We start from the raw sequence: 23097 nt of genomic DNA on the forward strand, positions 1-23097 counted from the left end.
CGCTAAAAAATGGCGCGAGATAGTCGAGTATAGATCGACTTATGGATGACCCTGCGCCATAGAGTCCGTGAAGGCGCGGCGCCTTGCCGACCGCGCTGCGGAGGGGATTGGCCATGAAATCCGGTGTTGTGTGGAGCGCCGTGCTCGGCGCGATCTTGGCGGCGCACGTTCAGACCGCAGCGGCTAGACCGGCGACGGTCCGGCCCGCTCCCGCCGCCCGATTCCTCGAAGGCCCCTGCCTGCTGCCGGCGCAAGACGTGGCGATGCGGTGCGGCGTCGTGCTCGTCCCGGAACGGCGGGACGGCCGATCGGACCGTATGATCTCCCTCGCGGTGCAAGTGCTGCTGGCCAGCCGCCAGCCCGCGCACGCCGACCCGGTGATGCTGTTGGGCGGCGGCCCTGGCCAGATCCTCACCGACAAGGCCCAGGGGCTTTCCCGCTCCAGCGGCCTGCGGGATCGCGACATCATCCTCCTGGACCAGCGCGGCGTCGGCCTGTCGCGTCCAGCCCTGGTATGTGACGGCATGGAGGTGGACGAGCGCATCCATGGCTTCATGTCGCCGGACGAGCGCAAGCGTGTGCTCGCCGCCTGCGCGGACCGCTACGGCCGCGAGACGGACCTCTCCGCCTATTCCACGGCCGAGAACGCGGCCGACGTCATCGAGGTGGTCCGCGCGCTCGGCTACAAGCAATGGAACGTGCTCGGCGTCTCCTACGGCACCCGCCTGGGCCTGAACATCATGCGGCTAAAGCCCGAGGGCCTGCGCGCGGTGATCCTCGACTCGCCCTACCCGCCCACCGTCAACGGCTTCGACGCCAAGCCGACCCTGTTCTTCGACCAGCTGGACCGGTTGATCGCTGGCTGCGCGGCCGACGCCGAGTGCGCCCGCGCCTATCCGGATCTCAAGCAGCGGGTCGTGGCCGCGTTGAGCCGGCTGGCGGCCCATACGGTGCAGGCGCAGCTCACCAGCCGCCGCACGCCTGGGCCGCCCCAGACCGCCACGGTCAGCGCCCGTCTCGTGCTGGGCCATCTGCAGAGCGCCATGTACGACCATCAGGCGCTGCGCCGGATTCCCGCCGCCCTGGATAGCCTGAGCAAGGACGACTACGCCGGCTACTTCACCCTGCTGGACGGCCCCCGCGACCCCTCGTCCCGCCCGCCGCCGCCCGGCGGCTTCGCCCATGGCATGCAGCTCTCCGTACAGTGCAACGACGAGCAGGGCTGGGGCGGCACGCCACAGGCCACGGTCAGCGACTGGCCGCGCGATGTCCTGGGCGCGTTCAAATATTCCTATGGCCGCGAGGACTGCCAGACCTGGCGGGTCGACGCCGCCGCCCCGGCTCTGCACGCGCCGGTGGTCAGCGACCTGCCGGTCCTGGTCCTTGTGGGCGAGTACGACCCCGTCACACCTCCGGTGGTGGCGCGAGGCCTGCTGCCCGACCTGAAGAACGCCCGCCTGGTGGTGATGCCCGGCGCCGGCCACGTCGTCACAGGCGTGCCTTGCGGTCAGGCCCTGGCCAGCCAGTTCATGACCGACCCCGCCAAGCCGTTGGACGACCATTGCGTGGCCCAGGTGGGCCGTGACTTTCACTTCCAGACGTCGCCATGAGTATGGGATCGATCCGCGCGAAATTGCCCGGATCCCCGGCGCTCCGCGCGGTCGACGACGCCATCCCAGTTCGCTTCGCCGAGGCTCTCCACGAAGGTTTCGCGTGTCGGCGGCGTCACCAGCCCGCGGCGAAGCGCACGTACGCGTCAGGCGCCATTCTGGCGCTCCATGGAAGTATTGAGCGCGGCCGTTCGGCCCCATGCCCGAGTTCGATATTGTCATGCCTTCAGGCTTCTGGCTTGGCGGACCGCAAACCGGCTATCGGTGAGCTATAAGAGACCAAGGGGGAACGCCGATGAAGATGCGCAGGGACCTCGTCCGCTATGTGATCCCGGCCGCCGTCGTGGGCGTGCTGGTTGGCGGCACGGCCATCGGGGCGCAGGTCGCACAGCAGAAGACCGCTGCATCGGCCGCCGCTGCGCCGGCCCGGCCCGCGCCAAAGGCTGCGGCGGCCGCGTCCGCCACGCGCCTGCCGGGCTACAACGCGGACCGCAACGCCTATTTCGGCGACCTACACGTCCACACCTACCTCTCGTTCGACGCCTACATCTTCAACGTCCGCAAGACGCCGGACGACGCCTATCGGTTCGCCAAGGGCGAGGCGATCGGCCATGCTGCGGGTTTCGACATCCGGCTGCAGGGCGGGCCGCTGGATTTCGCGGCCGTCACCGACCACTCCGAGTTCATGGGCGCGATCCGCGAGGCCAACGACCCGCATAGCCCGCTCTCCAAGCTTCCGGTCACCCAGGGCCTGTTCTCGACCGACCCCAAGGAGATCAACGCCGCCTTCACGCGGGTGGTGACCGGCTTCCGCAACAACAGCCTGCCGGCCGAGTTCAGCGCGCCGGAAGTCGCCTCGCGCGCCTGGCGGGAGGTTCAGGAGGCCGCCGACCACAACAATGCGCCGGGGCGCTTCACGACCTTCGTCGGCTACGAGTTCACTTCCGCGCCCGACGGCCGCAACCTGCACCGCAACGTGATCTTCAAGGGCGCGAAGGTCGCGCACCTGCCTTACACCGCCAACGCGTCCCGCGATCCGGAAACCCTGTGGCGCACGATGGACGGCTGGCGCGGCAAGGGGATCGAGGCGCTGGCGATCCCGCACAATTCGAACGGGTCGGACGGCATCATGTTCGACACCCAGCGGATGAACGGCAAGCCGATCGACAAGACCTACGCCGAGCTTCGGGCCCGTAACGAGCCCCTCGTCGAGATCAGCCAGATCAAGGGCACGTCCGAGACCCACCCTTCGCTGTCGCCCAACGACGAATGGGCCAACTTCGAGATCATGGAGAGCTACATCGGCTCGCCGACGAAGATCACGAAGTTCGCCGGCGGCTATGTGCGCCGCGCCCTGGAGGACGGGATCATCTATCGCGAGCAGGTCGGCGCGAACCCGTTCAAGATGGGCTTCATCGGCTCGTCCGACACCCACAACGCCGCGCCCGGCAGCGTCGAGGAGCCCAACTACTTCTCCAAGACCGGCCGCCCGGACTCGCGGCCCGAGTTGCGCGGCTCAACGCCGCCGGAAGGCAAGAAGAGCTGGGACGGCGTGGACGCCGCCGCCGCGGGTGGGCGCTACCAGGCCTGGGGCGCCTCGGGCCTGGCCGGCGTCTGGGCCGAGGAGAACAGCCGCGACGCCATCTACGCGGCCATGCGGCGCAAGGAGACCTTCGCGACGTCGGGTCCCCGCATCAAGGTGCGCTTCTTCGCCGGCTACGATTTCCCCGCGGACCTGCTCACACGTACCGACACGGTCCGGCAGGCCTACGCCCACGGCGTGCCGATGGGCAGCGACCTGCTGTCCGCCAAGGGCCGTACGCCCCGCTTCCTCGTCTGGGCGGTGCGCGATCCGCGCGGCGGCTATCTCCAGCGCGCCCAGATCGTGAAGGGCTGGATCGAGAACGGCCAGGCCAAGGAGAAGGTCTTCGACGTCGCCTGCTCCGACGGCCTGAAGGTCGCTGCGAACGGCCGCTGCGGCGACAACGGCGCCACGGTGGACCTTAAGACCTGCGAGGCCGATCGCTTCAAGGGCGACGTGGAGTTGCGCACGGTCTGGCGCGACCCCGAGTTCAACCCGAGGCAGCGGGCCTTCTATTATGTCCGCGTGCTGGAGAACCCGTCGTGCCGCTGGTCGACGTGGGACGCGCTGCGCAACGGCACGCCGCCCAATCCGAAGCTCCAGCCGACGATCATGGAGCGCGCCTGGTCCTCGCCCATCTGGTTCGAGCCGACGGCGTGAGCGAAGGCGGTTGGTCCTGGCTCTCGCGCGTCTCGCGGGAGCCGCTCGTACACTTTCTGACGCTGGGCGCGGTGCTGTTCGCCGGCATCGTCTTCGCCAACCACCTCAAGCGCCCGGTCGTGCGCGTCGACGCGCAGGACATCGAGCAACTCGCCACCTACTGGGAGATGCAGAGCCAGCGGCCGCCGACCCGCGCCGAGCTGTCGGCCCTGATCCAGGAGCGGATAGACGAGGAGCTGCTGTCGCGCGAGGCGATCCGGCTGGGCCTCGACAAGGACGATATGATCGTCCGCCGCCGGTTGGCCCAGAAGATGGCCTTCGCCAGCGAGGACATCGCGGCGATCCCGGAGCCGGACGCGAAGGCCCTCCAGGCCTACTACGACGCCCATCGCGGCCGCTACGCGACGCCCGGGCGTGTGGCCCTGCGCCACGTCTACTTCAGCCGCGACCGCACCGGCGAGACGCCGCAGGCCGCCGCGACCAACGCGCTGGCGCGCTTGAAGGCGGGCGAGACCGCCGCCAGCGATCCCTCGCTTCTGCCGCTGACCTACGCCGACGTGGCAGAGGCCGACCTCGATCGCGACTACGGCCCGCAGTTCGCCGCCGCCGTGCACGGCGCCGCCGAGGGCGCCTGGATTGGGCCGGTCCCGTCCGCCTACGGTCTGCACGTGATCCGCGTCGAGCGACGGCTGCCCTCGGTAATCCCGCCCCTGGCCGAGGTTCGCGACGAGGTCCGCAGCGCTTGGCTCGCCGAACGCCGCCAGGACGAGAACCGTGCGTTCCGGGCGAGCCTGCGCAAGCGCTACAAGGTCGAGATCGCCGGCCTGCCGAAATGAGGCTTGCCCTGAGGCTCTGGCTCGCGCTGGTCGCAATGTTCGCGGCGATCGCGCCTGCCCAGGCGCATGAGGTGCGCCCGGCGCTCGTGCAGATCCGCGAGACCGGCCCCCGCGCCTACGAGGTGGTCTGGAAACGGCCTGTGGTCGGCGACATGGCGCTCAGGCTTGTGCCGCACCTCTCAGGTGGGTCGCTGGAGACGCCGGCCACTGTCGAGCAGGCCGCCCCAGGCTACGTCACCCGCGTCTGGCGCGTCCTCGACGGCCCGCCGCTCCAAGGCCAACTGCTGGAGGTCGAGGGACTTTCGCAGAGCGTCACCGACGTCATCGTGCGGGTGACGAACCGCGATGGCGAGGCGTCGGACCACGTCCTGAAGCCGGCTGAGCCGCGCATGACCCTCGGCTCGGCGAAGGCGACCGGCCACGCCGTACCCGCCTACCTGCTCCTGGGTGTCGAGCACATCCTCATCGGCGTCGACCATCTGCTCTTCGTGCTCGGCCTCTTGCTGCTGATCGGCCCCAACTGGAAGCTGGTGAAGGCGGTCACCGGCTTCACGGTGGCACACAGCCTGACCCTGGCGCTGGCGGCGTTCGGGATCATCCGCTTCCCGTCTGCGGCCATCGAGGCGCTGGTGGCGCTCAGCATCCTCTTCGTCGCCATCGAGCTGACGCCGTCGCGACGGGCGGCCGGCGACCTGGCGCAGCGTCGGCCGTGGCTTATCGCCTTCGCGTTCGGCCTGCTGCACGGCATGGCGTTCGCGGGTGTCCTTGCCGATATCGGCCTGCCTGCGGGAGCCGCGCCCGAAGCGCTGTTCCTCTTCAACCTCGGCGTCGAGATCGGCCAGCTGACCTTCATCGCGGGCGTGTTCCTCGTTATGGCCGCCGGCCGCCGCCTGCTCGCCGCCGGCCACCGCACTTTGCCCCGCTGGACGGCCCTGGCCCCGGCCTACGCGATCGGCGGGCTTTCGGCATACTGGCTTATCGAACGCACCCTCGCGGCGATCTAGTCGTCGCTACCCGGTCTACTACGAGAGCTTTCCAAGTCCGTCCGCATCTAGGCTCGATGGACGGCTTTGCGCCGATACTGTTGATTTAGTCGGCTGTTGATCGGCGCCTGGTGGCGTGATTCCGTTGTCGTTGTTGGCTTTGGAGGCCATGGCGATGAGACGGGATCGGCTGCTGGCGCTTTTCGCGAACCAGCCGCGCTGGGCCATGAGGCCCGGCTGATCCCACCAGCCTACGTCAAGCCGTTCGTGAAGCGCCAGAAGAACGACATGGCCGATGCGGAGGCGATCTGCGAGGCGGCGCAACGACCGACCATGCGCTTCGTCACGCCGAAGAGCGCCGAGGCGCAGGGCGCGGCCGTGGTCTTCCGCACTCGCGACCTACTGGTCCGCCAGCGCACTCAGCTGATCAACACCCTGCGCGGCCACCCGGCGGAATTTGGCTTCATCGTGCGGCGGGGTCCTGGGCACGTGAGCAAGCTGGTCGACCTGGTCGCCGACCCGGCCTCCGAGCTGCCGGGCGAGGCGCGGACGGTGCTGGCGATGATCGCCGACAGCTTGCAGGCGATCCAGGCGAGGATCTTGGTGCTCGATCGCGAGATCGCCGCCAGGGCCAAAGCCAATCCGGTCGTCAAGCGCCTGATGACCACCCCTGACCGCGTCAATCGCCCGTAGCCACGCGGCCAACGCGTCGCGCGTCGGTTCGGTGATCTCGAACGGGACCGGCCGGCCCGTCTTCTGCTGGATCACCGTCGAGCGCGCTCGGTGGACACCGCCTGGCGCCACGTCGCTGACGGTCAGCCGCACAAGATCGCAGGCTCGGAGCTTGGCGTCGATCGCGCAGTTGAACATCGCCAGGTCGCGGCGACGGCCGCTGGTCGTTAGCTGCTGCCGGATTGCCCAGATGTACTTCGGCTTCAACGGCGCCTTCGGGCCGATGATGCGTCCTGCGTTCCAGGACTTCTTCGGGACTCGGAACAGGTCTGGTTGGCGCATGGCCACCTCCCTTGAGGTAGCCCATCGCCCGCAGCTCAAACCAGCCGGCCCGCAAAGGACGTCAGGGCTGCGCCACCTTCTCAACCACATCGCGGTTCGTGAAATCGGGCACGTGTACGTTTGCCACCTTCAATCGCGAATCCTCGCGCCCTGAAGCCGGGCTCGGCGGGCGACCATCAGTTGCTGTGCGGGCGAAAAGTTTGTGGGCGGCGTACGGTTGTGCCCGACTGGTTGGTCAGGGTTGCAGGACTCCAAGCGCGCCAATACCGGCGCGGCGTTCTGGTGCACAGCGTCCAGGCCGACGCAGCTAGCGTCCCGTTCGCGCGAGATAGGCGATGTCATTGGCGGTGTTGGCGCTGATGTCCGGCGCGCAGGCGGGGAAGATCTCCGTCGCGTGGATCGTGCCCATCACCTGGCGGCATCGCGCCGGAACGCCGGCCGCCAACAGCTTGCGATAGAAGGCCACGCCCTCGTCCAGCAACGGGTCGCACTCGTTTACGCTGATTACCGTCTGCGGCAGCCCGCGGAGATCCGGCTCGCCGGCGAACGACGGCCAGGCAAGCGGGTCGCCGCGTTCCAGCGCGTCGATGCCGTAGGCGAGCGGGATCCGGTTATTGGCGATACTGATGAAGATGCCGTCGTTGTGGACGGACGAGGGATGGTCAGGATGCGGCCACCGGCCGGCGATGTAGGGACATAGAGCGTAAACGCCACTGAGAAGGCCGACATCTCCCTCACGATTCAGTTTCATGGCGGTGGCGAGCGCGAGATTGCCGCCTCCGCTATCGCCGGCGATCACGATCCGATCCGGGTCGATCCGCAGATCGGACGCGTTCGCGTGCGTCCACCTCAGGCCCGAAGCGCAGTCGTTGAGACCCGCGGGATAGGGCGCGACCTCCGGGGCCGAGGAGGCCAGCATGCAGTTTCGGAAGTCCACCATCGCCACGGCGACCCCCTGCGCAGCGAGAATGCGCCCCCAGGCGCGATAGTTGTCGTCGAAGGCGGAAAGATAGGCCATGCCGCCGCCGTGCGTGTAGTAGACGCAAGGAAGAATCGCATCGCCCTCCGGGCGAATGAACTGGATCTTGACCGTGTTGCCATCGGGTTGCGAGGCGAACGTCTTGGTCTCGACGACGATGCCGTCCGAAGGCGCTGCTGCTTCCGTCGCCGTCGAGCGGAACAGCGCCGCCTCGACCTGCATCGCGGCCTGGGCGTCCGGCGAGGCCATCACCTCGAGCACCTCCTCGCGGCTCGAGAGATCCGTCGCCGCCGGCTGCGCGAATTGGCCAAACACCTTCTTGATCCGAGGGTCGATGCGCGGATCCTCAAGCAGCCGGGTCATGGCTTCGTCCTTCTCTTTGGATTGCGGTGAAATCGGTGTGACCGACGCGGCCTACCGGAAGCGATAGCCGATCGAGACGCCGAGCTGGCGTCCCGGGCGGTAATTTGCGTCGGCGAGCGAGCCCAGGACGGCGGAGACGATCAGCACATTGTTCTTGATCTGCTCGTCGGTGGCGTTGGTGGCGAACACCGATCCCGTCCAGCGGCCGTCCTCGGACTTGTAGACCAGCGACAGGTCGAGCCGTCCGACCGGCTTCTGAGACGAGATCGCGGTGTTGAACTCGCTGAAGTACATGCGCGACTTCCAGTCGTACCGCGCGCCTGCGGTCAGCGTGCCGGAGCTCAGCGCGACGTCGTAGTAGGCTCCGAGGCTCCCACTCCATTTGGGGGCCTGGGGAAGGCGGTTGCCGGCAAGATTCATCACGCCGAGCGCAGGTCGTGCGGAGTCCTGGGTGATGAATTCGTCGAACCGCGCGTCGGTGTAGGCGCCCGCGAGGTCAATGCGGAGATTCTCGACGGGCCGGATCGAAAACTCGGCCTCCGCCCCATCGATGGTCGCCTTGGCCGCGTTCGACAGCGTCGAGGCCGCGCCGATGACTTGGCTCACCTGCAGGTCGTCATACTTCATGTGGAAGGCCGCAAGGTTCGCCTGCAGGCGTCCGTCGAAATAGGAGCCCTTCAGCCCGGCCTCGTAGTTGGCGTTGGTCTCGGGATCGACTGCAGCGCCCAGCGATCCCACGCCGTAGCCGCCACTCTTGAAACCCGTGGCGTATTTGACGTAGCCGGTCACACGGTCGCTGAACTCGTAGGAAAGACCCACCTCATAGGTGAACTTGCCCCAGGACTTTTGCTGCAGGTCGGCGCCGACGAAGTTGTTGTACTCGTCCACCTTCTTTTCGTCGTGGGAGTAGCGGCCGCCGGCAAAGAGCTTGGCCCGCGCGACGATCTGATACTGCGCATGGGCGAACCCGGCGTAGGAACGGGTCTTGACCGTACCGCCGAGGTTCACGGCGACCGGTAGAAGATCGCCCACCGGAACCACTCGGCCGTTGAACAGGGTCTCGATCACGCCATCGCCATTGAGATCCTGGCCTGTGGCGAGCCCGGCGATCGGCACCGACACGTTCTGCGTCTGCCGTGCGTCGAAGAAGTTGGCCCCGACCACATAGGTGAAGCGGCGGGTAGGGTCCGAGGCGTAGAGCGCTTCCCCGAAATACTGGGTCGCGACGTCGCGGTACCCGGTGTGGGTGAAGTCGAAGGGCGCGCCATCGCCATCCTGGAGCGTCTCGTTCGAGCTGTGTGCGTAGGACAGCGTGGTCTTGAGCGATCCGCCCGCGACGTCCGTCTCCGTGACCAGGTTCACCATCGCGGCGTCGAGGTCCTTGCTTCCGACGTCCGCGTAGGCGACCCGCTTGCCGGGGTCGCCCGTGGGCAGCCCCTGGATGAAGATGGGCAGCGGCTGGTTGGGGTCAGGCGTGCCCAGGATGAAGGCCGCCGGGCCGTTGTCGTTCTCTCGCTGATATTCCCCGGAGAGGCGCGCCCGGAACGTGTCCGTCGGCCGCCATTCGAGTTGAGCGCGGATCGCGCTGGCGTCCAGATTGTCCAGACGCCGAGGAAGCGCCGCGCTGGGCCCGTTCGGGCGTCGCAACGCCGGATGCCGGTTGCGCGTGAAGCCCTTGTTCCAATCCTGCATGACCGCCACACGGCCGAGCAGCGCCCCATCCTTCGTAAGGGGGCCGCTCAGGAACCCGGACGAACGGATCATGGCGGGATCGACCCCGAACGACGCGTCGAGGCCGGCTTCGAAATCGGCGGTCGGCGTCTTCGGGATCAGGTTGACGGCGCCCCCCGTGGCGTTGCGTCCGAACAGGGTGCCCTGCGGGCCACGGAGCACCTCCACCCGCTCGATATCCAGGAAGGTTGCGACGGCGAGACCGGCTTGGCCGAGGTAGACCCCATCGACATGCACCGCCACGCCGGCGTCGGCCCCCGCCCCGACCTGCGAGTTTCCGATCCCGCGGATGGCGATGTTCGCGTTCGTCGCGAAGCTCGAAATCTGGATATTGGGACTGATGGTCGAGACATCCGTCAGGGAGTTGACCTGCTGCTCCCGCAGCCGATCCCCGCCGTAAGCCGAAACGGCGGTGGGCACGTCTCGGAGCGCTTCCGAGCGGCGGGAGGCCGTGACCACCACCTCTTCGAGGTCCCCGCCGTGCGGCGTCGCATCCGCGACCTGAGCCGCAACGTCGCCGGCGGCCAACAACGTGGCCAGCGACGCACCTAAGAGCCAAGCCGAGCGCGGCATGACACCCTCCCTATGTATGTCGTTATTTTGTCACTGCGTACGCCTGCCTATCGGGCGCAGCCATGGCGCCGCGCCGCAATCTCAAGGTCACAGATTGCGTCACGCCCTTCGAGAGTGGGCAGGGCGATGCGACCGGCTACGCGCCGTTGACGCCTTGCCTGCTTGACCTGTTTCATCTGACGATCCATTGCGGCGTCCTGGCGCTTTTGAGGATCGGTACAAGATGGCGGCAACTAAGCCGACCAAGGTCGAGCGCGCCCGGGCGAGGCGCCTGCCCTCACGTGGCCAGCCGGGGGACGCCGTCGCCAGGATCGCAAAGGCCGTGGTGTCCCTGCTGGCGAGCGAGGGACCCGGCGCTGTGACGCATCGCCGGGTCGCCGACGCTGCCGGGGTCTCGCTCGCGTCGACGACCTACTATTATGCCAGCAAGTTCGAGATGATCGCAGACGCGCAGAAGCGGCTGCTCGATGATTATGTTGAGGCCTTCGAGCGGGCGAAGCGGCGCCATCGCGCGGGCGAGCCCGTCGTGCGCGACCTGCCCGAACTCGTGGCGAAGCTCGTGAAGAACGCCACAGGCCGCCACGGTCGCGATACGCTCGCCTGGTCGGAAATCATGCTGAACTGCGCACGCGATCCACGCGGCCAGGCCCTGGCTCAGGCCTGGTATGATCGCCTGCAGGCCGTCTGGCGCGAGTTGTTGGTCGAATTCGGCGCGGAGCAGCCCAACGCGCTGGTCAATCCAGCCATCGACACCGTGGTCGGCCTCCTGTTCGTCGCCGTTTCGTTGCAGCTCACCGCCGAAGAGGTGGACGACCTCCTGGACGGGCGGCGCCCACTCGCCGCCATTTCCGCGCGCCTTTTGCCCGCTCGCGCCCCGAGCTCGTTCGACAGCGATCGTCCGGCCGGCAGATCGCGGGCGACGCGCGGACGGATCATCGACGCCGCCGTGACGGCGCTCGAGACGCGGGACCCGGCGGGCCTGTCCTTTACCACCATCGCCCAGCGCGCCAGGCTGACCAATGCGGCGCCGGCCTATCACTTCCCCACCCTCGAAGCGCTCCTCGATCTCGCCAACGAAGAGGTCACGCGCCGGATGGTCGGCCGGAGCATCGCGATGATGGAGCCGCCCCCGGCGGAGAAGGTCGGCCTTGCGTTCGCGGCTGACCTGCTGGCCGCCATCCACATCCGCGGTGTCCTTGAATGCGGCGCCGCGGACCTTGCAGGCTACTCGGCGTGGCTGAACGCGGCGCGGAAGCCGGCGCATCGCGCAGGGGTGTCGAGCGCCTTCCTTCAATTTGAGGCGGCTTTCGCCGAATACCTGTCTATCCTGAGCGACGGGGCGTCCGGCCGCCACGCCCTGCTGCTCATGGCGCAGTTCTTCGGCCGGTCCGTACGCATGCTGGCGACGGGCGCGCGCACGGTGGACCTGGCAGGCGCTCGTCGCGACTTCGAAGGCGTGATCGCCTCGATCCGCGCCGGGACCCATCCGGTCCTGGACGCGTAGGCGAGCACGCCCCGCTCAGCTGGCCTTCGGTCCAAGTTGGGCGGCTGGCTGCAAGGCCGCCGCGCAATCAACCCTTGGCCGCGCAACTCGTTTTATGGCCGCGTACAACTTCCTGCTCGGCCCAGGCGCCCAGGGGCGTGGAGATGTGCGCGCGGGGCCCTTGGCGACCGGAACACAAGCCGGTACGCCAAGCGACCTTTCAGCATCTCCGCTGCGGCTTTACGGACCGCTGTGTTCTATTAGTGTACAGCACGGGTTGCATGGTTTGATCGGACGGCGGCGAAGACCGTCAGGGAGGCGCGTCAATGGGCTGCGACACCGGTCGACCGGACGTTTCTAGCCTCGTGGCGACGATGTTCGATGGCGACCCTTCCCACGAATACGGAGGGGCGCGCCTCGTGGGCCTCGCCACGGCGGCGACATCGCCGCCCCCCCGGCCGCACGACTGGCCGCCGGGGGCGATATCGATGGCCTGCGTCGAGGACTTCTTCGGCGCGGCGATCGCCCGCCGCCTGCTGGTCGAGATGGGCCTTTTGGACGCGCCCGCCGCTGGGCCGCCGGCATTCATCACTCGACGCGATTTCTGGCAGCTCTGTCTGAAGAACATCAACCTTGCCGATGACGAGGGGCACGGTTGCACGCCGCGCATCCTGCCCAAATCGACGTGGCAGATGATCTTTTCCGGGGTCAATCAGATGGACACGGTCGGGGATGGCCTGCGTCATTTCTGCGACTTGGCTCAAGCTGCCCGAACAGGTGTGGCGGTCACTGTGGGGTACGGGCGCAACGGCGTGCATCTGAACTATATGGCGTCTCCCGAAGCCCACATCGGGCCTCGCTTCGAGCGATACCTCGAGCTCATCGCCCTCGTGTTTCATTGCGTATTGATCTGGCTCACGGGCCGGCAGTTTCGGCCCGTTCAGGTGCGCTTGTCGTCATTGCTGGAAGACCAGGACGGAAGCCTTCTGTCCGGCCTGTGCGTGGCGTCCCCTATGCGGCAGGGTCAAGGCTTCACCATGGTCTATGACCGAGAGGACATGGCCCTCCCCCTGGGCGTGCGGAAGTATCAGCACTGGAGCCACGAAACCAATGCCTTCGAAGAGCTCTGCGTTGCGTCCGCGAATGACGCGGAGGTCGCCGACGCGCCGGTCGTGGAGCGCGTCCGACGCCTCGTGGCGAGCAAGGGTCTGAGCCTCCAGGAGGTCGCCCCTTCGATGGGCATGAGCAGTGCGACGCTGCAGAGGCGTCTTCGCGAGGCGGGCACGAGCTTTCGCGAGATCATGCGCGATCTGCGCCGCGAGCGGTTGATCGCCCTGCTCGCCACGGATATCGACTTCGACGATGTGGCGGAGGAACTCGGCCTCTCTGAGCGACGCAGCCTCTGGCGTGTTTGCCAGGATTGGTTGGGCGTCTCGCCCAGTGAGTATCGCCGGACGCATCGGCGGGAGCTGCGATCCGATCTTGCTCCGGCGTAACGCTGCGAGCGCGCGTTCCACCCGGCCGGGTCGGGACCGATCCTTCCCGACAGCCGCGCCCGCAAGGGCTGCGCCATCGATGAGGCGGGTGATTTCACCCACGAGGGTCGGGCTTGGAGGTGGCTGGCGTGCCCAGGGCGCGGGAGAACCCAGGCTCCTCGAAGGCTCGGGACCCTGCACGTGAAACGGCGCCGAAACCGGAACTGCGCCATCCGCGGGCGGCCACAGCAACTTGCTCGCTGAATGGAATTCCTCGAGCCGGCGTCTGGACCGGTCCCGGCTCTCGCGCGGCGCCGCAATTCCCAACGGCGGGCGACCCTGCAAGCCGAGCTCGGGCGAAGGGTTCTGCTGGATATCGCACCCTTTCGCTTCTGAGGGCGAAGTTTACGCTGCCTTGCGTGCAATCTGTTGGTTTGGCTCGTTGGGGTCACGAGATTCGGCCGCTTCCCGAGTCGATTCACCCTTCTTCAGGCGTATTCATCCGACCCGAAGCCTGGGTGGGAGGGCCGCCTGTCGCCCCGTGAGGCCGTGCTAAGGGCGGCGGCCTGAGCGTCGGGCTAGCCCGTCCGGCCCGTCAGGCGCCACACCAGCGGGCGCACCAGGGCGGCGGCGATCACCAGCGGCGACAACGCCCAGGCCAGCGCCTGCTGGCCCACGCCCCCGGCCCGCTTGCGGAAGTAGCGGGCTAGGCCGACCCCCTTGTGGAACTCGACCTTCAGCGGGCTGGTCCGGCTGGTGCCGCCGATGTGGATCACCTCGGCCCGGGGATGGAACAGCACCTCGCCGCCCGCCTGGCGCACGCGCCAGCACAGGTCGACATCCTCGACGTGCAGGAAATAGCCCTCGTCGAAGCCGCCGACCCGGTCGAAGTCCTCGCGGCGCATGCAGAAGCAGGCCCCGGAGATCGTCGGCGCCGTCACCGCCTGCTCCGGCAGGGCGTCGCCTTCCCAGTGGACTTCATAACGGCCCCACGCCGGGATCAGCCGGGCCAGGCCACTCATGGACATCAGCGCGCTCATCGGGGTGATGTCGCCGCGCCGCGCGCCGCGCTGCTCGGTGCCGTCGGAATTCAGCACCCGGCCGCCCACGATGCACAGGCCCGGCCGATCCTCGACCTCCCGCGCCAGGGCCGCGACGCAGCCGGACTGCAGGAAGGCGTCGGGGTTGAGGAACACCAGCAGGTCGCCCTTGGCCTTGGCCGCGCCCAGGTTGGCGCCGCGGGCGAAACCGACGTTGCCGTGGCCCGTCAGCAGCCGCACCCGGCCGTCGCGCTCGCGCAGCGCGCGCAGGCGCTCGGCCTCACCGGGGGTGGACCCGTTGTCGACGACGATCAGCTCATCGACCAGCGGGTCGGCCAGGACGCAGGCGAGGCTCCGCTCCAGCGCCTCGCCGGTCATATAGACCACCATCACCACCGAAACGCTGCGGCGGGACTGGAGGAACTCCCGCGACGAGGCAGGCGCGTCGGCGACGATCTGCGCGGCGATGCTGTTCATCCAGCCTCCAACCCGCCGGCCCCCCGGCCAGCCTTCCCGTCGTCCCCCGCCCGGGCAAGATCGGGCGGAGTCGCTTCCGTGGCAAGGACGTTCGCAGCCTCGGCCAGCGTCAGGATCTGCTGGCCGTCGGAACCCAGGCGTCGCAGGGCCACCTTGCCTTCCTCGGCCTCACGCCGCCCGACGACGGCGATGACCGGCGTCTTGGCCAGGCTGTGCTCGCGGATCTTGTAGTTGATCTTCTCGTTGCGCAGGTCCGTCTCCACGCGCAGCCCCTGGGCCCGGAGCGCGGCGGCGGCCTTCAGCGCGAACTCGTCGGCGTCGGACGTGATCGTGGCCACCACCACCTGCACCGGCGACAGCCAGAGCGGGAACGCGCCGGCGTAGTTCTCGATCAGCACGCCGATGAAACGCTCCAGCGAGCCGCAGATCGCCCGGTGCAGCATCACCGGCCGGTGCTTCTGGCCGTCCTCGCCGACGTATTCCGCGTCCAGCCGCTCGGGCAGCACATAGTCGAGCTGGATCGTGCCGCACGTCCACAGACGGCCGATCGAGTCCTTCAGCACCCAGTCCAGCTTGGGCGCGTAGAAGGCGCCGTCGCCCTCGGCGATCACCGGCTCGACGCCGGCCTTGCGCGCCGCCGACAGCATCTGCGCCTCGGCCTTGTCCCAGAACTCGTCCGAGCCGGCGCGGATCTCGGGACGCGTGGCCAGGGCGATATGGTCGCGTTCCAGGCCGAAGTCGGCGTGGATCGAGTTGGCTAGCTCGATGAACCGGGCCGTCTCCTCCTCGATCTGGTCCTCGCGGCAGAAGATGTGCCCGTCGTCCTGCGTGAAGGCGCGGACCCGCATCAGCCCGTGCAGGGCGCCCGACGGCTCATAGCGGTGACAGGCCCCGAACTCGGCCATGCGCAGCGGCAGGTCGCGATAGGACTTCTGGCCGAACTTGAAGATCTGCACGTGGCCCGGGCAGTTCATCGGCTTCAGGGAAAGCTCCTCGCCCTCCTCCGTCTCGCAGACGAACATGTTGGGCCGGTACTTTTCCCAGTGGCCCGACTTCTCCCAGAAGACGCGGTCCAGGACCTGGGGCGTACGGACCTCCTGGTAGCCTGCCGCATCCATGCGGCGGCGAACGTAGGCCTCGATCGTGCGCCATAGCATCAGGCCCTTCTCGTGCCAGAACACCATGCCCTTGCCCTCTTCCTGCATGTGGAAGAGGTCCATGGCCCGGCCGAGCTTGCGATGGTCGCGCTTCTCGGCCTCCTCGAGGCGCTGGATGTAGGCCTCCAGGTCGGCCTCGCTGGCCCAGGCCGTGCCGTAGATCCGCTGCAGCATCGGGTTGCGGTGGTCGCCGCGCCAGTAGGCGCCGGCCAGCTTCGTCAGCTTGAAGGCCTTGCCCGCAGCCTTCGTGGACGGCAGGTGCGGCCCGCGGCACAGGTCCTTCCAGTTCCCCTGGCGATAGACGCTGACCTGCTCGCCGGCCGGGATGCCCTCGATGATCTGCGCCTTGTAGTCCTCGCCGATCTCGCGGAAGTGCGAGATGGCCTCGTCGCGGTCCCAGACCTCGCGCGTGATCGGCTCGTCGCGATCGACGATCTGCTTCATGCGCTCTTCGATCTTGGCCAGGTCGTCCAGGCTGAACGGCTCGTCGCGGGCGAAGTCGTAGTAGAAGCCGTCCTCGATCGCCGGGCCGATCGTGACCTGCGTGCCGGGGAACAGCTCCTGGACCGCCTCGGCCATGATGTGGCTGACGTCGTGGCGGATCGTCTCCAGGGCCTCGGGGCTCTCGCGCGTGAGGATCTCGAACTTGCCGCTGTGCTCCAGCGGCCGGTCGACGTCGAGAAGCTCGCCGTCCAGCTTGATCAGGACGGCCTTCTTGGCCAGCGACATGGCGATCGAGGCGGCGACCTCGCGGCCCGTCACGCCGGCCTTGAACTCACGTTTCGAGCCGTCGGGGAAAATCAGGTGGATCATGTTTCACACTTCCAGCGGTGCGCCCCGGGCGACCCTTTCGAGGGTTCGGCCCCGGAACGCGGAGGCGGCGGCGGATCGTATCCGGCGCCACCCCAGGGATGACATCGACACAGCCGCTTGACGGTGAGCACGCTCCCCCGCCAGGGGCCGTGGCCGATCAGGGCTTCAGCGGCGTACTCCGAACAGGTCGGGGCAAACCGGCACTGCCGCCCGATCAGCGGCGAAAGCGTCAGCTTGTAGGCGCGTAGGAGCCCACGGACGCATCTCTCGTAGAAGCTCATGCCGGCTGCGATTTGTGGTTCAGGCCCCGTGGCTTAAGCCGAGGCCCCGAGAGGTTCAAGCCGCGCCGGCGGGAGTAGTTCGCGCAGCCGCCGCCGTCGCGGACCGAGGGGTCCGGGCGAAACGGGCGGGAATGTCCGTCGGGCGAAGCATGGCGAACCGAAGTGAAAACGAGGCGCGCCCAGTATCACAGGGCGGCGGAAAACGGAACCTCGGAGAGGCGGTCGGATGGGGGGCCGCGCTCCGCTGCCGGCTCAGTGCGCGCCGCAGGCGCTGTCATCCTGGAACCACGGACGCACACGGACCCACACAGACTTGTCCGTGTTCTTCCGTGTGGGTCCGTGGTCGAAATCCTTCCGGCGCTGACGCGCCGGTGACGACCCGATCAACTTCCGCGCGGCAGTTCGCGGATCTCGACGGTGCCGCCGGCTTCGAAGACCGGGTTGCCGGGCAGCAGGCTGCGGGCGTGCTCGAAGTCGCGGGCGACCACGCACACATAGCCGGAGATGTGGGCGGTGGGCTCCGGGGCGGCGCCCGACTTCTTCACGCAGGAGCCCTCGCCGATGGCGCTGCCGCCCTGGAACACCCCGGCCTCGCGCAGCCGCGTCAGGTAGGGGTCCCAGTCCAGGCCGCCGTCGCCCGAGGCGTCGTCGTGATGGAGGAAGATGAAGTCCGGCATCAGGCTCTCCGCTCGACCGCATGGCGCACCGCCTCGGCCACCGCCTCGAAGGCGAGCAGGGTCGAGGTGTGGCGGGCGGGATAATCCTTCACCGGGGCCAGCAGGGCCAGGTCGCCGAAGCGGCCCTCCGGCGCAGGTCCGCCCGCCTTCAGCATGGAGCGGAAAGCATCGCGGGTGGATTCGAGTTCCTGCAGGCTCGCGCCGATCACGTGCGCGCCCAGCACCGAGGCCGCCGCCTGGCCGAGCGCGCAGGCCTTCACGTCCTGGGCGAAGTCGGCCACGTGGCCATCCTCGACCTTCACGTCCACCACGACGCGGCTGCCGCACAGCTTGGAGACCTTCTCCGAGGTGGCGTCGGGCTGGGCCAGCCTCCCGGCCCGCGGCATCTCCGCCGCCAGCCGCAGGAGCCTGGCCGAATAGAGGTCGTCGATCATGCCCCCTAGGTCGTCATGGCGGGGGGTCTTGTCAAACGGCTATGGCGCCACCGGCAGCGTCTCCATGCCGCGGAAGAACGGCAGCGTGCGCCAGGTGGGGTTCTCGTCGGGCTCCGCCAGCTTCAGGCCGGGGAACCGCTCGAACAGACGGACGAGGGCCACCTGCGCCTCCAGCCGGGCCAGCGGCGCGCCGATGCAGATGTGCGCCCCGCCGCCGAACGCCACGTGCGGCTTGTGCTTGCGGCCGACGTCGAAGGCGTGGGGGTCGTCGTAGACTTCCGGGTCGCGGTTGGCGGCGCGAAGCGATACCGTCATCGCTTGGCCGGCGTGCAGCGGACAACCGCCCACCTCCATGTCGCCGGATGCGATCCGGCCCGTGATGTCCACCGGCGGCTCGTAGCGCAGCACCTCCTCCACCACCGCATTGATGATCCCCGGATCGGCCTTCAGCTTGGCCAGTTCCGCGGGATTGAGCAGCAGCAGGCGCACGGCGTTGCCGATCAGGTCGGTGGTGGTCAGGTTGCCGCCCACCAGCAAGGCGGTCAGGTTGATCCGCAGTTCGTCGTCGCTGAGGTCCGCGCCCTCGGTCTGCAGCCGGACCATGTCGGTGATCAGGTCGTCCCCGGGGCGGGTCCTGCGCGCGACGATGGCCTCGGCGAAATAGGCCCTCAGCGCGGCGTCGGCCGTCTCCATCGCAACGGTCTGCTCCGGCGTGCGGAGCGGATTCAGGCCCTGGATGATGCCTTCCGACCATTCCCGGAACTCCGCCAGGCGGTCATGGTCGACCCCCAGGATCGAGGCGATCACGTCGATCGGGATCGGCACGCAGAAGCGGTCCATCAGGTCGAACGTGCGCTCGCCCTCCAGGCGGTCGAGGGTCTCGCCGACGATCCGCTCCACCTCGGGCTTGAACTTCGCCACCCGGGCGTAGAGCGCCTGGGCCAGCGGCTGCCGGACGCGGGCGTGGTCGGGATCGTCCAGCATCAGGATGCTGGTCTGGCTGGTGCGCGGCCGGCTGGGGTCGTAGTCGGCCAGCAGGCGCCGCTGGAGGTGCGCGCCGTCCTCGGCCCGAATCGGGTCGCGCCAGAGCTCGCGGTTGTTCACCACGGCGCGGACGTCGGCGTAGCGGCTCAGCACCAGGCTGCCCGACACCGCGTCCCTATGCGCCGGACAGCGGGCGCGCAAATCGTCCAGCAGGCCGTGCGGATCGACCCGATAGGTCTCGTTGAGCGGCGTCAGCTCGAACAGCGATGGGATCGGACGCTCGGTCATGGCCTGTTTCCTCGTACTGGAGCGGCGAGCCCGCCTCTTGAAAATGACGCCGGCGTCATCTTCTTCCCGATGCGCGAGAAGCGCAAGGCTGAGCCTTCTCCGCAGGGGAGAAGGCCGTTCGGCCTAAGCCTTGGCCATGTCCTTCAGCGCCGCCGTGAGCGCGTCGATGTGGCCGGCGTTGTTCACGAAGGAGGGCGTGACGCGCACGCAGGCGCCCTTGGCCGGGCCCATGCGTTCGACGGTGAAGATCCTGTAGCGGTCGAACAGCGCCTTCCGCAGGGCCGTGTTCTGGGCGGGCGTGGTCTGGCCCGCCAGGCGGAACGAGGTGATGCCCGCGTGCAGCGCCGGATCGTTCGGCGTCAGCACCTCGACGCCGGGCACGCCGCGCACCGCCTCGGCCCAGCGATCGCGCAGGTACGAGAGCCGCCGCGCCTTGGCCGCCGGCCCGATCGCTTCATGGACGTCGAGGGCGTCGGCCACCGACAGCACCGAGGCGTAGTTCACCGTGCCCGTATGAACCCGTGCGTCGATCCGGTCGCTGGGACCCTCCAGGATCGAGACGTCGATGTCGCCGATGCGATGCCGGCGGACGTAGACCAGCCCGACCCCCAGCGGCGCGCCGATCCATTTGTGCAGGTTCAGGCCCGCGAACTCGACGCCCATCTCCTTGAGCGAGAACTCGGTCTGGCCCAACGCATGGCCGCAATCCAGCAGCACGTCCGCGCCGTGGAACCCGGCCAGAGCCGTGATCTCCTTCACCGGCGGGATCAGTCCGGTGCGGTGGGAGAGGTGGGTCAGCAGCACCAGCCGCACGTCCGGATTGGCCTTCAGGGCCGCGTCATAGGCGTCGACCAGGTTCTGCCGCGTCGCCGGTTCCGGCAGGTCGATCTTCACCACCCGGACGCCGCGGACCCTGGCCAGCGACTCCATGCCCACCTGCATGCTGTCGTAGTCGAGGTCGGCGTAGAGCACCGCGTCCCCCGGCTTCAGCCGGTTGTAGCCGCCGATCAGGGTCAGCATCGATTCCGTGCCGCCGCGGGTGAAGGCGATCTCGCCGGGGTCGACGCCCAGCAGCGCGGCGGCCCGCGCCCGCACGTTCCGCAGGTCGCCGTTCACCGGCCCGCGCGTGTAGAGCGTCGTCTCGCGGTTGACCCGCGCGGTGTGCCGCTCGAAAGCCGCCCGCGTCGAGCGGGCCATAGCCCCGAACTGGCCGTTCTCGAGCTGGATCACGCCTGGCGGCGGCGCGTCGAACAGCGCGGCCACCTTGGCCCAATAGGCTTCGTTCGTGGGCGCATCGTCCCCCGCCCGTGCTTCGGCGAGCGCCGGCGTCGCGGGCGCGGCGATCCCGGCGGCGAGGAGGGCGCGGCGGGACGGGTCCATGGAAAGCTCCGGCTACTGGCGCGCCATTTCGGCTTCCCCGACGGCGTCGCCGTCAAGCGTCTGGTCGGCGTCCATGACAACCGTAACCTTGCGCAGGGTGCCGGTGAACGAAAACGGGGCGGCGTAGTCCGCCACCGGGCTGCCGCGGTCCAGGCCGATGTCCAGGCCCGACCACGAGATCAGGGTCACGAACCCCGTCGTCGCCAGGCCCTCGCCCGCCGGTTCGCCGTCGACCGTCAGGGTGAAGGTGCGGTTCAGGCCCTCGCCGGTGGCCCGGGAGACGACGCCCAGCCGGGTGGCGGCGGCCGGGACGGCCCGGTCCGAGCTCACCGTCGTCTTCTGGCCGCCGATGTTCAGGGTGTGATGCAGCCGGCCGTCCTTGAGGTAGAGGCTGTAGCCGCTGGTGGCGTCGCCGTGCGCCAGCAGCACGCCCTCGTCCCCGCCCTTCAGCCGCACGTCCGCCTCAATGCGGTAGGTTCGCGCCCTGACGTCGGGCGCCACGTCGGTGGGCAGGTGGCCCATGCCGGCGTGGAACACGAACCTGCGCCGCGCGCCGTGGAAGCGGGCCGAGTTCTCGGCGAAGCGGGGGCCGAAGCGGTCATCCAACGGCAGCACCTTGTGGGCCTCGGCCGCCGCCCACCACTCCGCGACCAGGGCCGCGAGCTTCTCCGGCGCCTTCCCAGCCAGGTCGTCCGTCTCGGAGAAGTCGTCCTCCAGGTGGAACAGCTCCCACTTGTCGTCGTCGAAGGGCAGGCCGGGCGGGTGGAACGCCACGGCCTTCCACCCCTCCTTCCAAAGGCCCCGGTGGCCGAACATCTCGAAATACTGGGCCTTGCTGCGTGGCGGAGCCGCCGGATCGGTCAGGCTGGCCGCGAAGCTCTCGCCCTCCAGGGGCATCTGCGACACCCCGTTCACGATCGCCGGCGGCTCTATGCCGATCAGGTCCAGCAATGTCGGGACCAGGTCGCAGGCGTGGGCGAAGTGGGGCCGCACCTCGCCCCGGGCCGCCAGGCGGTTCGGCCAGGAGATCACCAGCGGGTCGCGGATGCCGCCGCCATGGGTGTTCTGCTTGTAGCGGCGCAACGGCGTGTTCGACGCCATGGCCCAGCCCTGCGGGAAGTTGGAATGGGTGTCCGGCCCGCCGATGTCGTCGATCCGGGACAGCTTCTCCTCCATGGGCTCGCCCCGGAAGTTGAACGGCCCCATGGCGTTGACGAACCCCAGCGGCCCGCCCTCCTGGCTGGCCCCGTTGTCGGACAGGACCAGAATCAGGGTGTCGTCGCGGAGGCCGGCTGTTTCGAGGAAATCCACCAATCGCGCCAGTTGCCGGTCGGTGTGGTCCAGCATGGCCGCGAACGCGCTCTGCAGGCGGGTGAACACGCGCCGTTCGTCGTCGGAATAGCTGTCCCAGGCCCGGATGCCATCATTTCGAGGCGGCAGCCTCGTGTCCGGCGGCACGATCCCCATGGCCTTCTGCCGCGCCAGCCGCTGCTCGCGCTCCACGTCCCAGCCGTGCTCGAACACGGGGTCGTAGCTCCGGATCAGGTCGGCGGGCGCCTGGTGCGGCGCGTGGCAGGCCCCCGGCGCGAACCACAACAACCAGGGCGTCTCGGGCGCATCGGCTGCGTGGTCGGCGATGTAGCGGATCGCCTGGTCCGTCAGGTCCTCGGTCAGGTGGTAGCCGGTGGCGTAGGTCCCCGGCGGGGTGATCGGCGTATTATCCCGCACCAGCTCCGGGGCGTACTGGTCCGTCTCGGCGTCCATGAACCCGTAGAACCGGTCGAACCCGCGGCCCAACGGCCAGCCGTCGAACGGCCCCGACGGCCCGGTCTCGGTCAGGTTGGTCACATGCCACTTGCCCAGCATGTAGTTCCGATAGCCGTGCGGGCGCAGCATCTCCGGGAGCGTGCCGGCCTCCTTGGCGATCTTGCCGCGATAGCCCGGATAGCCGCTGTCGAAGTTGGCGAGGCAACCCACGCCCACCGAGTGGTGGTTACGCCCGGTGAGCAGCGCCGCCCGCGTGGTCGAGCACATGGCCGTGGTGTGGAAGCCGGCATAGCGCAGCCCCTCGGCCGCCAGCCGGTCGATGGTGGGCGTCCTGATCGGCGATCCGTAGCAGCCGAAGTCCGAGAACCCGACATCGTCGAACAGCACCACCAGGATGTTCGGCGCGCCCTTCGGCGCCTTCGGCGGCTCCGGCCAATCTGGAACCGAGTCCGCCACCGTCCGCCCGATCCTGCCCGCCATCCGCACGGCCCCTTACTGGTTGTCGGCGAT

The 23097-nt window shown here is 68.6% G+C and carries 16 protein-coding genes and 2 pseudogenes; 7 read left to right on the top strand and 11 right to left on the bottom strand.

Features of this window, described 5'->3' with window-relative positions; all coding sequences use genetic code 11:
• Window positions 1-113: 113 nt before the first annotated feature.
• The 5 genes and pseudogenes from EPO51_RS25640 to EPO51_RS28195 form a co-directional block, all read left to right on the top strand.
• Complete coding sequence (locus EPO51_RS25640) at window positions 114-1610, top strand: alpha/beta fold hydrolase (protein ID WP_293356675.1); 1497 nt, start codon at window positions 114-116, stop codon at window positions 1608-1610.
• A gap of 295 nt (window positions 1611-1905) precedes the next feature.
• Window positions 1906-3852 (top strand): DUF3604 domain-containing protein, encoded by a 1947-nt coding sequence (locus tag EPO51_RS25645; protein WP_293356677.1) that lies wholly within the window; start codon window positions 1906-1908, stop codon window positions 3850-3852.
• Window positions 3849-4688 carry a peptidylprolyl isomerase gene (locus EPO51_RS25650; protein ID WP_293356679.1) on the top strand — a complete coding sequence of 280 codons (840 nt, stop codon included), beginning with the start codon at window positions 3849-3851 and terminating at the stop codon, window positions 4686-4688. The genes EPO51_RS25645 and EPO51_RS25650 overlap by 4 nt, the downstream gene beginning before the upstream one ends.
• Window positions 4685-5692 (top strand): HupE/UreJ family protein, encoded by a 1008-nt coding sequence (locus EPO51_RS25655; protein WP_293356681.1) that lies wholly within the window; start codon window positions 4685-4687, stop codon window positions 5690-5692. The genes EPO51_RS25650 and EPO51_RS25655 overlap by 4 nt, the downstream gene beginning before the upstream one ends.
• Before the next feature lie 183 nt (window positions 5693-5875).
• Window positions 5876-6343: pseudogene (locus EPO51_RS28195) on the top strand (IS110 family transposase); the annotation flags it as partial.
• A 15-nt stretch (window positions 6344-6358) separates the two neighbouring features.
• Here EPO51_RS28195 and EPO51_RS25665 read toward each other — a convergent pair.
• The 3 genes and pseudogenes from EPO51_RS25665 to EPO51_RS25675 form a co-directional block, all read right to left on the bottom strand.
• Window positions 6359-6685: pseudogene (locus tag EPO51_RS25665) on the bottom strand (site-specific integrase); the annotation flags it as partial.
• A gap of 307 nt (window positions 6686-6992) precedes the next feature.
• A complete protein-coding gene (locus tag EPO51_RS25670) occupies window positions 6993-8027 on the bottom strand; it encodes an alpha/beta hydrolase fold domain-containing protein (RefSeq protein WP_293356683.1) in 1035 nt (344 codons plus the stop codon).
• A 51-nt stretch (window positions 8028-8078) separates the two neighbouring features.
• Window positions 8079-10331 (bottom strand): TonB-dependent receptor, encoded by a 2253-nt coding sequence (locus EPO51_RS25675; protein ID WP_293356685.1) that lies wholly within the window; start codon window positions 10329-10331, stop codon window positions 8079-8081.
• A 322-nt stretch (window positions 10332-10653) separates the two neighbouring features.
• On the opposite strand from EPO51_RS25675, the gene EPO51_RS25680 reads away from it, so the two are divergent.
• Both EPO51_RS25680 and EPO51_RS25685 read left to right on the top strand, forming a co-directional pair.
• Window positions 10654-11835 (top strand): TetR/AcrR family transcriptional regulator, encoded by a 1182-nt coding sequence (locus tag EPO51_RS25680; protein ID WP_293356687.1) that lies wholly within the window; start codon window positions 10654-10656, stop codon window positions 11833-11835.
• A 305-nt stretch (window positions 11836-12140) separates the two neighbouring features.
• A complete protein-coding gene (locus tag EPO51_RS25685) occupies window positions 12141-13310 on the top strand; it encodes a helix-turn-helix transcriptional regulator (protein ID WP_293356689.1) in 1170 nt (389 codons plus the stop codon).
• A gap of 557 nt (window positions 13311-13867) precedes the next feature.
• On the opposite strand, the gene EPO51_RS25690 is transcribed toward EPO51_RS25685, so the two are convergent.
• From EPO51_RS25690 to EPO51_RS25725, 8 genes are all read right to left on the bottom strand, one after another.
• Complete coding sequence (locus tag EPO51_RS25690) at window positions 13868-14806, bottom strand: glycosyltransferase family 2 protein (protein ID WP_293356691.1); 939 nt, start codon at window positions 14804-14806, stop codon at window positions 13868-13870.
• Window positions 14803-16776 carry a threonine--tRNA ligase gene (thrS, locus tag EPO51_RS25695; RefSeq protein WP_293356693.1) on the bottom strand — a complete coding sequence of 658 codons (1974 nt, stop codon included), beginning with the start codon at window positions 16774-16776 and terminating at the stop codon, window positions 14803-14805. The genes EPO51_RS25690 and thrS overlap by 4 nt, the downstream gene beginning before the upstream one ends.
• A complete protein-coding gene (yidD, locus tag EPO51_RS25700) occupies window positions 16773-17057 on the bottom strand; it encodes a membrane protein insertion efficiency factor YidD (RefSeq protein WP_293356695.1) in 285 nt (94 codons plus the stop codon). The genes thrS and yidD overlap by 4 nt, the downstream gene beginning before the upstream one ends.
• Window positions 17058-17440: 383 nt before the next feature.
• Window positions 17441-17734: a YciI family protein gene (locus tag EPO51_RS25705; protein ID WP_293356697.1), complete on the bottom strand. Its 294-nt coding sequence runs from the start codon at window positions 17732-17734 to the stop codon at window positions 17441-17443.
• Entirely contained in the window at window positions 17734-18168 is a 435-nt protein-coding gene (locus tag EPO51_RS25710; RefSeq protein WP_293356699.1) for an iron-sulfur cluster assembly scaffold protein, read from the bottom strand. The genes EPO51_RS25705 and EPO51_RS25710 overlap by 1 nt, the downstream gene beginning before the upstream one ends.
• A gap of 39 nt (window positions 18169-18207) precedes the next feature.
• Window positions 18208-19440 carry a cytochrome P450 gene (locus EPO51_RS25715; protein WP_293356701.1) on the bottom strand — a complete coding sequence of 411 codons (1233 nt, stop codon included), beginning with the start codon at window positions 19438-19440 and terminating at the stop codon, window positions 18208-18210.
• Window positions 19441-19563: 123 nt separating this feature from the next.
• A complete protein-coding gene (locus EPO51_RS25720) occupies window positions 19564-20820 on the bottom strand; it encodes an aminotransferase class V-fold PLP-dependent enzyme (protein WP_293356703.1) in 1257 nt (418 codons plus the stop codon).
• 12 nt (window positions 20821-20832) lie between these two features.
• Window positions 20833-23067 carry an arylsulfatase gene (locus tag EPO51_RS25725; RefSeq protein ID WP_293356705.1) on the bottom strand — a complete coding sequence of 745 codons (2235 nt, stop codon included), beginning with the start codon at window positions 23065-23067 and terminating at the stop codon, window positions 20833-20835.
• Window positions 23068-23097 lie beyond the last annotated feature (30 nt).

This window comes from Phenylobacterium sp., assembly GCF_004297125.1.
Taxonomy (GTDB): Bacteria; Pseudomonadota; Alphaproteobacteria; order Caulobacterales; family Caulobacteraceae; genus Phenylobacterium.